The organism is Hyalangium sp., from assembly GCF_035629615.1.
Lineage (GTDB): Bacteria > Myxococcota > Myxococcia > Myxococcales > Myxococcaceae > Hyalangium.
This window is the reverse complement of the sequence record NZ_DASPHO010000473.1, coordinates 1-11,573: the sequence shown is the minus strand read 5'-3', so window position 1 is coordinate 11,573 and position 11,573 is coordinate 1. Positions and strand designations below refer to the sequence as shown.

9 protein-coding genes are annotated in these 11,573 nt (G+C 69.3%); 6 read left to right on the top strand and 3 right to left on the bottom strand.

Features of this window, described 5'->3' with window-relative positions:
• Nucleotides 1–3,178 (top strand): Ig-like domain-containing protein (locus tag VD972_RS24295; protein WP_324990858.1); only part of this gene is annotated, 3,178 nt, incomplete at its 5' end.
• 229 nt (nucleotides 3,179–3,407) lie between these two features.
• The gene (gene ftsZ / locus VD972_RS24290) at nucleotides 3,408–4,637 is read left to right on the top strand and encodes a cell division protein FtsZ (RefSeq protein WP_324990856.1); all 1,230 of its coding nucleotides are present in this window, start codon (nucleotides 3,408–3,410) and stop codon (nucleotides 4,635–4,637) included.
• Between the two features lie 15 nt (nucleotides 4,638–4,652).
• On the opposite strand, the gene VD972_RS24285 is transcribed toward ftsZ, so the two are convergent.
• Nucleotides 4,653–5,000, bottom strand: a complete 348-nt coding sequence (locus VD972_RS24285) for a hypothetical protein (RefSeq protein WP_324990859.1) — start codon at nucleotides 4,998–5,000, stop codon at nucleotides 4,653–4,655.
• A 189-nt stretch (nucleotides 5,001–5,189) separates the two neighbouring features.
• Between VD972_RS24285 and VD972_RS24280 the strand changes: the two genes are divergently transcribed.
• Genes VD972_RS24280 through VD972_RS24270 form a run of 3 tightly spaced genes read left to right on the top strand, consistent with a single transcriptional unit; the run spans nucleotide 5,190 to nucleotide 7,597 of the window.
• Entirely contained in the window at nucleotides 5,190–6,539 is a 1,350-nt protein-coding gene (locus tag VD972_RS24280) for an acetyl-CoA carboxylase biotin carboxylase subunit (RefSeq protein WP_324990855.1), read from the top strand.
• 59 nt (nucleotides 6,540–6,598) lie between these two features.
• Complete coding sequence (locus VD972_RS24275; protein WP_324990853.1) at nucleotides 6,599–6,811, top strand: biotin/lipoyl-binding carrier protein; 213 nt, start codon at nucleotides 6,599–6,601, stop codon at nucleotides 6,809–6,811.
• 15 nt (nucleotides 6,812–6,826) lie between these two features.
• Nucleotides 6,827–7,597, top strand: coding sequence for an enoyl-CoA hydratase/isomerase family protein (locus VD972_RS24270; protein WP_324990852.1), 771 nt, complete (start codon nucleotides 6,827–6,829; stop codon nucleotides 7,595–7,597).
• 6 nt (nucleotides 7,598–7,603) lie between these two features.
• On the opposite strand, the gene VD972_RS24265 is transcribed toward VD972_RS24270, so the two are convergent.
• Together VD972_RS24265 and VD972_RS24260 are read right to left on the bottom strand one after the other, a co-directional pair.
• Entirely contained in the window at nucleotides 7,604–8,197 is a 594-nt protein-coding gene (locus VD972_RS24265) for a response regulator (protein WP_324990850.1), read from the bottom strand.
• A gap of 31 nt (nucleotides 8,198–8,228) precedes the next feature.
• Complete coding sequence (locus VD972_RS24260) at nucleotides 8,229–9,977, bottom strand: FHA domain-containing protein (protein WP_324990848.1); 1,749 nt, start codon at nucleotides 9,975–9,977, stop codon at nucleotides 8,229–8,231.
• 174 nt (nucleotides 9,978–10,151) lie between these two features.
• Here VD972_RS24260 and VD972_RS24255 point away from each other — a divergent pair.
• Nucleotides 10,152–11,573, top strand: a 1,422-nt coding sequence (locus VD972_RS24255; protein ID WP_324990846.1) for a rhomboid family intramembrane serine protease, incomplete at its 3' end; no start/stop codon positions are given.

Below are 11,573 nucleotides of genomic sequence, written 5' to 3'. Positions count from 1 at the left end.
GCTGGACGTGCTGGCCAACGACACGTTCGCGCCGGACACCGGCGAGACGCTGACGGTGACGGTGGTGACTCAGCCGGCCAACGGAACGGTGACGCTCACCGGTGGGGTGGTGAGCTTCACGCCCACGGCGGGCTTCGCGGGGACCACGACGTTCACGTACACGATCTCCGACGGCAACGGAGGCAGCGACACGGCCACCGTCACGGTGAGGGTGGGCATGCCCGCCAACAACCCGCCTGACGCGGTGGACGACAGCTTCACGGTGGCCGAGGACAGTGGGGCCACGACGCTGGACGTGTTGGCCAACGACACGTTCGCCCCGGACGTGGGTGAGACGCTCACGGTGACGGCAGTGACGCAGCCGACGCCGGCCACGGGCGGCACGGTGACGCTCGCCGCTGGAGTGGTGAGCTTCACGCCGACGGCGAACTTCAACGGCACCGTGACGTTCACCTACACAGTGGGTGACGGCAACGGTGGCAGCGACACGGCCACGGTCACCGTCACGGTGACACCGGTCAACGATCCGCCGACGGGCAGACCGGACACGTTCACGGTGGTCGCCAACTCGGGAGCCACGGTCCTGAACGTGCTGGCCAATGACTCCAGCGCGCCGGACACGGGTGAGACGCTGACAGTGACGGCGGTGACCCGGCCAGCCAGCGGTGGCACGGTGACGCTGACCGGTGGGGTGGTGAGCTTCACGCCCTCGCCGGGCTTCGTGGGGACCCTCAACTTCTTCTACACGCTGTCGGATGGCACCAGCACGGTCGAGGTTCCCGTGACCGTCCTGGTCATCCGCGGCGAGGACTCCGATGGAGACGGCTTGAGCGACGCCATCGAGGAGGCGAACGGGACCAACCCGCTGGATGACGACACCGACAACGACGGCATCAAGGATGGGACCGAGGACGTCAGCCGCGATGGCCGCGTGGATCTGGGCGAGACCGATCCTCGCAAGTTCGACACGGATGAGGACGGCCTCAGCGACGGCCTGGAGCGTAGCCTGACTGCGCCCGAGGGAGACGATACCGATCTGTCCGCGTTCGTGGCGGACACGGATCCCACCACGAAGACCGACCCGCTCGTCGCGGACTCGGACAACGATGAGCTGATCGACGGTGACGAGGACGCCAACCACAACGGCCGTCTCGACGCCGACGAGACGGATCCGAACGATCCCGACACCGACGACGGCGGCGCGCTGGACGGCGTCGAGACCGAAGGCGGCAGCAACCCGCTGGACGACTCCGACGACTTCATCATCGGCGGCAGCGGGTGCGCCTCGACGGGGGCCTCCAGCCTCGCGCCGCTGCTGCTGCTGCTGGGCCTGCCGCTGCTGCGGCGTCGCCGGGCGGCGGGGGGGGCTCTGGCCTCGCGGGCCGGGAGCTGGGGGCTGCTGGGCGTGCTGGCCGTCCTCCTGGCGGCACCGGCGCGTGCGCAGCCCACCCCCAGCCCGACCTCCGAGCAGATCGACGTGCAGCAGTTCAAGCCAGGCCCGGGCGCTTACGACGTGCTGGGCCTGCAGAGCGCGAGGGTGAACAGGCACCTGGGCTGGAACCTGGGCCTGTCGGTGAGCTACGCGAAGGACCCGCTCATCTTCCTGGATCCTCGCGAGAGCACCACCGTCTACAAGCTGGTGGAGAACCAGCTCACGGTGGACGTGATGGGGGCCATCGCCTTCCTCGACCGGTTCGAGCTCGGTGTGGCCATCCCCATCACCTCGCAGACGTCCCAGTCCTCGCCGACCTTCGCGCCGATTCTTGCAGAGGGCGTGGGGAAGACGGGCCTGGGGGACGTGCGCCTGGTGCCCAAGGCGAGCCTGTACTCCACGGGCGGGCTGATCCTGGGCGCCGCGCTGCCCATCCACCTGCCCACGGGAGGCGACGCGAGCTTCCTCGGCGGTGGGTTCTCCGTCCGTCCGAGGCTGCTCGGCGAGTGGAGCAGCAGCACGGGAATCCGCGTGCTGGCCAACCTGGGCATGAACCTCCGGTCCAAGCAGCAGCTGCGCAACCTGGTCGTCTCCAACGAGCTGACCTACGGCCTGGGCACGGAGGTACCTTTTCAAGTCAGCGGGCGCGAGCTCGCCGTCGGCGGCACGCTGATGGGAGCGATGGGCCTCGGACAGAAGGGCGCCGAGGAGAGGCCGCTCGAGCTGCTGGCCACGGCGAAGTACCGCGTCACGGATGCGATCGCCGCGCACCTGGGCGGTGGCCCGGGCATCGGCAACGGTTATGGCACGCCGGGCTTCCGGCTCTTCGCGGGTGTGGCCTACGTGCCCCCCATGTCCCAGGCCGAGTCGAGGCCGGAGCCCAGGCCCGAGCCGAAGGTGGAGCCCAAGCCCAAGCCCGACGAGCCCAAGATCAAGGTCGAGGTCATCCCCCCGCCGCCCAAGCCGGTGTGCCCGGAAGGCCCCGAGGATCTGGATGGCTTCATGGATGAGGACGGCTGCGCGGACCTGGACAACGACGCGGACGGCATCCTGGACGCCAGCGACAAGTGCCTCAACGAGGCGGAGTCGAAGAACGGCTTCGAGGACGAGGACGGCTGCCCGGATCAGCTCCCGCCGCCGCCGGACACGGACGGGGACGGCCTGGTGGATCCCTCGGATCGCTGCCCGCAGGCCGCCGAGGACAAGGATGGCTTCGAGGACGAGGACGGCTGCCCGGACGTGGACAACGATCGGGATGGCGTCGTGGACACGGCCGACAAGTGCCCGAAGGAGCCGGAGACCATCAACGGCGTGAAGGACGACGATGGCTGCCCGGACAAGGGCAAGGTCAAGGTCCTCGTCGAGGGCGAGAAGATCGTCATCCTCGACAAGATCTTCTTCTCCAACAGCAAGGCCACCATCCTCCCCAAGTCCTTCCCGCTGCTGAGGCAGGTGACGCAGGTGCTCCAGGCCAACCCGCAGATCGAGAAGGTCCGCGTGGAGGGCTACACCGACGACAGGGGCGAGGATGGGGCCAACCTGGTCCTCTCCCGCAGCCGGGCCGAGGCCGTGCGCGATCGCCTCGTCATGGAGGGCATCGACGGCAGCCGGCTCGAGGCCGTGGGCTACGGCGAGGCCAAGCCCGTCGCCTCCAACAAGACCAGCAAGGGCCGCGAGCAGAACCGCCGCGTCGAGTTCACCATCGTCAAGGTGAAGCCCAAGGAGGTGGAGATCGAGCAGCCCTGAGCTCCCCCGCAAGGGGAAAACCCGATCGCGAGTCAAGATCCACCCGCGATCGGAAATGCATACGGTGCGGATGTTCAGTGCATCGCGTAAGTGCTCGTCAGGACTTGAGCGCGACCCGAGCTGCTACAGGCAAGTAGCGGAATACTTGCCAAAGATCGCGACTTGCTGATGATGGGTGACCTTGGGAACGCGCGCCCAAAGGTGCGCGACTTCCGCCGAAAGGATCACCATGGACCAGTTCGAGCAGAACAAGCAGGCCGCGAAGATCCGTGTTGTCGGCGTGGGTGGCGCCGGCTGCAACGCGGTCAACACGATGATCCTGGCCAAGCTGGAACGGGTCGACTTCATCGCTGCGAACACGGATGTGCAGGCCCTGGCGGCCAACAAGTCACCCACGCGGCTGCAGCTCGGACAGACGCTGACCAAGGGGCTGGGGGCGGGGGCGAACCCGGAGATGGGGCGCGAGGCCGCGCTCGAGTCCAAGGATCAGATCGCCGCCGTGCTCGAGGGCGCGGACATGGTGTTCGTCACCGCGGGCATGGGGGGTGGCACTGGCACGGGCGCCGCGCCCATCATCGCGGACATCGCCAAGAGCCTGGGCTGCCTCACGGTGGGCGTGGTGACCAAGCCCTTCCTCTTCGAGGGCAACAAGCGCCGCAAGCAGGCCGAGCAGGGCCTGGTGGAGCTGAAGGCCTCGGTGGACACGCTCATCACCATCCCCAACCAGCGGCTGCTCACCCTGAGCACCGAGCCCATGCCGCTGCTGGAGACCTTCAAGCGCGCGGACGAGGTGCTGCTCAACGCGGTGCAGGGCATCTCGGATCTGATCCAGTACCACGGCTACATCAACGTGGACTTCGCGGACGTGAAGACCATCATGAGCGACAAGGGGCTGGCGCTCATGGGCACTGGCCGCTCCTCGGGCACCAACCGCGCCCTCAACGCCATGCAGCAGGCCATCTCCAGCCCGCTGCTGGAGGACATCTCCATCGACGGCGCCACCGGCCTGCTGATCAACATCACCGGCGGCCGGGACATGACGCTGCAGGAGGTGAACGAGGCCCTCACGCTCGTGCATGACGCCGCCGACAGCGAGGCGGAGATCATCTTCGGCTCGCTGATCGACGAGGAGATCAAGGACGAGGTGATCATCACCATCATCGCCACGGGCTTCGTGCACCGGGATGCGCGGCAGCCTCAGCGCGCGGTGACGGTGCCGGCCACGCCGGTGCCGCTCGTCACCCGTCCGGCGCCCTCGGTGCTCACCGCGGCTCGCGAGGAGGTGGCCAGCCTGGTGCCCGCCAAGGTCGGCGCCCGCACCCTGTCCTCGCCCGAGATGAAGGCCGTGACGGCGCCCCCGCGCACCACGATGGTGAAGGACCCGGCGCTGCCGCTGGACGAGGATCAGTTCGACATCCCCACGTTCCTGCGGCGCCAGGGCCAGACTGAGATGCCCTGAACCGTGGGAGGACGCTCAGCGGAGGGGGAGGCGGGCCACGCTCGCCCCATCCCGGCCTGACAGCGCGTCGCTCCGCGCCAGGAGCGTGTCCAGCTCCTCGTACACTTCCTCGATGCGCTCGGGGAGGCGAGGCGGCGGCGTCACTCCCTCGCCGGCCAGCAGCTCGAGGAGGGTGTTGACGCGCTGCAGCAACTGGCGTGCCTTGAGCAGGGCGCGGCCCTGACGGGTGCCTTCGGGAGAGAAGAGGGTGCCACCCTGGTACAGCGTCTCCAGCGTCACGCGGTTGTCCGCCATGCGGTCCGCCAGCCGCGCGCGATAGAGGTCCAGCCTCCGCTCGCGCCGAGCGCCCTGGAGATCCACCACCGTCCCGGCGTCACCTGTCTCAATCCGCTTCAAGGTCAGAGCAAGGTACGCCACCGGTGTGGGGCGCTGCAACGGTGCGACGTGGCTGTGCAGCCCTGTACGGGCCTGTCGCGAGCGCTCGGTTGGCTGCTTGTCAGAGCAGGGGGCGGGGATTAGGTTGGCCGCCCTTCGCGAGCCGGGGTTACAGCCATGTTCAAGAAGCTGCTCATCGCCAACCGGGGTGAGATCTCCCGCCGAATCGGACAGGTGGCCCGAGGCATGGGGATCTCTACCGTCGCCGTGTACTCGGATGCGGATGCGGATCTGCCCTTCGTCAAGGAGGCGGACGAGGCGGTGCGTCTCGGTCCCGCGCCCGCCAAGGACAGCTACCTGAACATCCCCGCCATCCTCGAGGCGGCGAAGAAGACGGGCGCTCAAGCCGTCCACCCGGGCTATGGCTTCGTGTCGGAGAACGCGGAGTTCGCCCGCGCCTGCACGGAGGCCGGCATCGCCTTCGTGGGCCCCCCGCCCGAGGCCATGCTGCGGATGAAGGACAAGAGCCAGGCACGCAAGCTGGTGGCCGCTGCGGGCGTGCCGGTGGTGCCGGGCACCGAGGACGTGGTGCCGGATGTAGGCACGGCGGTCTCGGCGGCCGAGAGCATCGGCTATCCGGTGCTCTGCAAGGCCGCGGGCGGCGGCGGCGGCATCGGCATGGCCGCGGCGAAGGACCCGGCCGAGCTGGAGAAGGTGTTCCGCCAGTGCACGGATCGGGCGAAGGCGGCCTTCGGGCGCGAGGGTGTGTACCTGGAGCGCTACTTTTCGGCGCCGCGCCACATCGAGGTGCAGATCCTCGGCGATCACCACGGCCACCTGATCCACGCCCTGGAGCGCGAGTGCTCCATCCAGCGGCGCCACCAGAAGGTGGTGGAGGAGGCGGGCTCGCCGCTCTTCGCGGACGGAAAGAACCCGGAGCTGGCCCAGAAGCTGTTCACCGCGGCGGTGACGGCGGCCAAGGCCTTCGGCTACGCCAACGCGGGCACGGTGGAGTTCCTCTACTCGGACGGCAACGTCTACTTCATCGAGATGAACGCCCGGCTCCAGGTGGAGCACCCGGTGACGGAGCTGACCACGGGGCTGGATCTCATCGGCTGGCAGCTGCGCATCGCCGCCGGGGAGCCGCTCACCGTGCGCCAAGAGGACGTGAAGCGGCGCGGGGCGGCGCTCGAGTTCCGCATCTATGCGGAGGATCCAGTGAAGTTCTTCCCGTCCCCCGGCCCCCTCAAGGTCTTCGTGCCGCCCACGGGCGAGGGTGTACGCCTGGACGCGGGCTACGCCGAGGGCAACATCGTCACGCCTAACTACGATCCCATGATCGCCAAGCTCATCGTCTCCGGCGCCACGCGCACGGAGGCCATCGAGCGCTCGATCGCGGCGCTGGAGCAGTTCCGCATCGAGGGCATCAAGACGAACATCCCCCTGCACCTGCGCATCCTCCGGGATCCGGCCTTCCGCGCAGGTGAGCTGGATACGCGCTTCCTGGAGAACCACGCGAAGCCTTAGGCTGCGGACACCTCTCTCTCCAACTTCGGCGCTCCCAGCGCGCGAGGAGGCAACACCGTATGGCGGACGTGGCGGCGCACATCACCGGGACCGTGTGGAAGATCGAGGTGAAGGTCGGCCAGCAGGTCAAGGAGGGGGACACCCTCGTCATCCTCGAGTCCATGAAGATGGAGATGCCGGTGGAGGCCACCGAGGGCGGCACGGTGAAGGAGATTCGCTGCAAGGAGGCGCAGCCAGTCAACGAGGGCGACGTCCTCGTGGTGCTCGGCTAGCCGCGAGCTCCCGCCATGCAGCCCACGGTGGAGGTGGAGGATCGCGCGGAGGGCGTCCGGGTGCTGACGCTCTCCCACCCGGCGCGGAAGAACGCGCTGGATGACCGTCTCCTGGGCCTGCTGGACGCTGCGCTCAGCCCGCCTCCGCAGATCCGCGCCTTCCTGGTGCGGGGGGCGGGCGGCACCTTCTGCTCCGGCTATGACCTGACGAGCCTGGGGCCGCCGGCTCCGGACGGGCGCCTGCCGGACGATCCGCTGATGGCCTTCCTCTCTCGCCTGGAGCGCCACCCCTTGCCCAGCGTGGCGCTGGTGCAGGGGGCTGCCTTCGGCGCGGGCTTCGACCTGGCGTGCGCCTGTGACTTCCGAGTGGGCACGCCCGACACCGTCTTCAGCATGCCGCCCGCACGCCTGGGCCTCGTGTACTCGGTGGAGGGGATGGCGCGCGCGTCCCGGCTGGTGGGCCTGGCCCGGGCCCGGGCCCTCTTCCTCACCGCGCGCAAGCTGGACGGCCCGACGGCGCTCGCTTGGGGCCTGCTGGACGAGTGCCCCCCCACGCAGGAGGCGGAGGCGCGCGCCCTGGCGCTGTGCCAGACGCTGGCCTCGCACGCGCCGCTCGCAGTGGCGGGGATGAAGGAGGTGTTCGGGCTGCTGGGGCGGCCGGCGCTCACCGAAGAGGAGCGCGCGAGAGCACGGGCCCTGCGGGCCGCCGCCTTCTCCAGCGAGGACGCCAAGGAGGGCAGGGCGGCGTTCCTGGAGAAACGCCCACCCGCCTTCAAGGGCCGGTAGTCAGGCTCAGGTATCGCCGAACAGCTCGCCCATGCGCAGCTGGAGCGCGGAGGCGATCTTGTAGAGCGACGAGATGGAGGCCGAGGACTCGGCGCGCTCGATCTGGGACAGCAGCGACACGGACAGGCCGGTGCGCCGCGCCAGCTGCTTGAGCGTGAGCTCCTGCGTCTTGCGCGCGTCGCGGATGACCCGGCCGATGGCGCGGTGCAGGTCCGCTTCCGGATCCTGCGACAGGCCCTTCTTCTGAAGGGCGTTGCGGACCGCGCTGATGTACTGGTCCGGCTCCATCGGCTTCTTCACGTAGTCGGAGGCCTGCGCCTTGAGCGAGGCGACCGCCGTGTCCACCGTGGGGTAGGCCGTTGCGACAATGACCGCGACGTCCGTGTCGTACTTGCGGATGTGCTCCAGCACCTCCGTGCCCGACATCTGCGGCATCATCATGTCGAGGATGACGAGGTGGAAGTCTGACCCCCGCAGGATGTCCACCGTCTGGGTGGGATCCGTCGTGGTGACGACCTCGTAGCCCTCGCGGGTCAGCACCAGCTTCAGGTAGTCGCAGTTGTCCTGCTCGTCATCGACCACCAGGATGCGAATCTGCACAGCCTCTCCTCGCTGCGGTTCGGAACCTCGGTTATTTGTCTTCTCGTTGTTTCAGTTGTTCCAGGCTGACCCGGATCTTGGGTGCGAGCTTGTGGTCCGGGGCCAGCTCCAGGAACCTCTTGTAGTACGGCGTGGCTTCTTTCCACGCGTCCTCGTTGGCGTAGGCAAGCCCCATGACCAGCTGACATTCGGCATTGTCGGGGGTGAACTCGATGCACTTGGCGGCCATGGTGCGCGCATCGACGTACTGCTTGGCCCTGAGCAGCTTTGTGGCTGCGGCGTGAGCAGACTTGGCCTCCTCCGCGACGTTGACGTTGGCCGTCGGCGGCTTGTTTGGCGCCGGCGTCGGCGTCGGTGTCTTGCCCGGGTCGGGCGTGGGGGTCGGCCCCTTGCGCGCCCCCTCGAGGGTCGTCAGCAGCTGATCACGCCGCGCGGCGAACATCGAGGAGTCATTGACTTCCTTCAGCAGGTTCTCCACCTCGTCGTACTTCTTTTGATCGAGCGAGACCTGGGCCGCATTGATGGCGTTGCGCGCCCGGCGCTCGCTCTCGATCTGCGTTGCCAGGGGCTGCGCCTCCGGTGGCCAGGCGAGGTCCGCGTTCCGGGCGAGCTGCAGGGTGGCCTCCGCCTTGTCGAGGTCCTCTGCGTCGAGGTGCTTCTGCGCCTCCTGGATGCGCTCCGCCAGCTTCCTGGCCGCCTCGGCCGCCACGTCCGGGTTGGGCTGCTCGGGGGGCGGCTTCGTCTCGGGCGGCTTCGTCTCGGGCGGCGGGGTCTGCGTCCCTTCCGGCTGAGCGACCTCGTCCGGGGGCGGGTTCACGGGGCCTGGGGTGCCAGGGCCCGGCTTGAGCAGGAAGAAGGCGGCGCCGCCACCGATCAGCACCAGCGCCACGAGCGCCAGCACCAGGGGCAGCTTCGAGCGTCCACTCGCGCCGAGCGAGCCCGGCGCCTCGCCCGCGCTGACGAAGCGCAGCTTCACGTGGCCCAACTCGATGGTGTCCCCGCTGTTCAGCGAGGCCTGCGCGTAGGTCTCCCCGTTGACGGTGAGCCCGTTGGCCGACTGCATGTCGATGATGCGCCACTCGCCGTTCTCCTCGCGGACGACCTTGGCGTGCGTGCGCGACAGGGAGCGGTGGTCGATGACGATGTCGTTGTCATCCGTCCGGCCGATCTTCATCTCCGTGCGGATGCAGGCGTACTCCTGGCCCTTGAGCTCGGAGCTGACCACCACGAGCCGGGGCGCGTCCTCGGCCTCCAGATCCTGCACCTTGCGGGCGCGGTTGCCCTCCACCTGGTCCATCTTGATGATGGCGGTGGAGTGGCGGCGCTGCTCCTTGCTCTGCGCCGCGGCGGCCTCGTCCTCCTGCTCTGCGATGGGCGCCTCTGTCTCCGTCTCAGGCTCCGCCGGCGACGCGTCCACATCCGAGTCGTCCATGTCCTCCGGCTTCAGCTCGGCGGTGACCGTGCGCTGGCGGACCGTCGGTGCGGCCCCCGCCTCACTCTGCAGCGCCAGATCGTAGTCACCGATCTGGATCAGATCGCCGTCCTTGACGGGCGACTGGCCGCTGATGCGCTCGCCGTTGATGCGAGTCCCATTGGAACTGCCCAAGTCCTCCACCACGACATGCCCGTTCTGGCGCATGAGGCGTGCGTGGCGACGTGACACGTTTCGTTCCGTCAGGCGGATGGTGTTGCCTTCCTGACGGCCGATCGTGATCTCTTCGCGCACGAAGGGGACAACGGTCTTGCGCCCCTCGTCGTCTTCGATGATGAGCTTCAGCACGGGTCAGATCCGCTTACAGCTATAGCAGAAGGGGCAGAATCGTTACAAGGCATGCATCCCCCCAAAATGACAGCGCTTTTCCAGGGGAGTGAGGGGAAGATGGCACAGTTGTCCATCGGACAGGTGGCCGATTTGCACGTCTCCTCGGGGAGGGGGGCACAAGGACCTACCCGATTGAATCCTCCCGCGCCAGTTCCCGCCTCCGAGCGATCAGGCCCCGAGGACCGAGGGCTGCTGGCTCGGCTGCCCTGGGTGACGGTGGGCCTGGCGCTGGTGCTGCTCGCTGTGTACCTGCGGACGGCCGCAGCCGGGCCGCTCGATGTGGATGCGATGGTGCGCTTCGGGGCGAAGGTGGGGCCGCTGATGACGGAGGCGGGTGAGCCGTGGCGGCTGCTGACGGCGAACTTCCTGCATCGGGACGGAGTGCACCTGGGGCTCAACCTGCTGGTGCTGCTGGCGGCGGGCTCGGTGCTGGAGCGCACGTGGCGGCGGCTGGAGTACGGGGCGCTGCTGCTGGCGGCGGGGCTGGCGACGATGACGTGCTCGCTGCTGTGGGCCGAGGAGGTGAGCGTGGGGGCCTCGGGCGTGGCGTACGGCTGCGTGGGGGCGCTCATCGTCCTGGGGCGCCGGTACCGCGCGGTGCTGTCTCCCATGGCGCGGCGGATGGCGGGAGAGGGCGTGCTGCCCACGGTGCTGGTGTTCCTGTGGATGGGGTGGACCTCGGTGGGCGTGGACAACGCGGGGCACCTGGGCGGCTTCGTCGCGGGGCTGCTGGTGGGGCTCTACCAGGTGCCGGCGCGGCTGGCGGCGAGCGAGCCGCGGAGCGCCGGACTGCTGCGCGCGGGGAGCGTGGTGGCGGTGGCGGTGGCGCTGGCGGGGGCGGGGGTGCTGGGGCGCTCGACGTGGCGCGTGGAGCGGGATGACGTGTTCGGGGTGTCGGTGGCGATGCCGGGGAGCTGGCGCCAGGGCGCGGATCGGCTCGGCCGGCTGGCCTTCTCCAACGGGCTGCCGGGGCTGGGGCGGGCCAGCTTCGTGGCGGAGGCCATCCAGGCCGGCGAGCCGGGGGATGGGGAGCTGCAGGCGGTGCACTTCCTGGAGTCGGCGCTGTCGCCCGAGGCAGCCGCTCCGGAGGGGCGGCCCGTGAAGGTGAGGGGGCCGGAGCCTGGGTGGGTGAGCGGAGGGCGCGCGCAGCAGGTCCGGGCGGAGCTGCACGGGCCGGCGGGCGTGACGCACCTGAGGGCGCTCTTCGTGCCGCGCGGGGAGTTCGTCTACCAGCTCGTCTTCACCTGGCCGGGAGCCTTCCCTCGGTATGCGCGGGTGGTGGAGCGGATGGTGGCGGAGCTGCGGCTGGAGGAGCCGTTGATGTTGCGTGAGGCGCGAGCACGGGCGCTGCTCGTGCCCGGGGCGAGCGAGCCGCTGGCGGAGCTGGGCTCGGCGCTGCGGCGGTGGGGGCGGCCGGCGGAGGCCGTGGAGCCGCTGCGCGAGGCGGTGCGGCTGGCGCCCGACGGCGCCGAGGCCCACTTCGCCCTGGCGGTCGCCGTGTTCGCGCGCGCCGAGCGGTTGGCCGACGCGGCGAAAGACTCTGCCGACGCCAGG

What these genes read in the sequence shown, in the direction of transcription:
- ftsZ (WP_324990856.1), top strand. Translation starts at nt 3,408, where the DNA reads ATGGACCAGTTCGAGCAGAACAAGCAGGCCGCGAAGATCCGTGTTGTC.
- VD972_RS24280 (WP_324990855.1), top strand. Translation starts at nt 5,190, where the DNA reads ATGTTCAAGAAGCTGCTCATCGCCAACCGGGGTGAGATCTCCCGCCGA.
- VD972_RS24275 (WP_324990853.1), top strand. Translation starts at nt 6,599, where the DNA reads ATGGCGGACGTGGCGGCGCACATCACCGGGACCGTGTGGAAGATCGAG.
- VD972_RS24270 (WP_324990852.1), top strand. Translation starts at nt 6,827, where the DNA reads ATGCAGCCCACGGTGGAGGTGGAGGATCGCGCGGAGGGCGTCCGGGTG.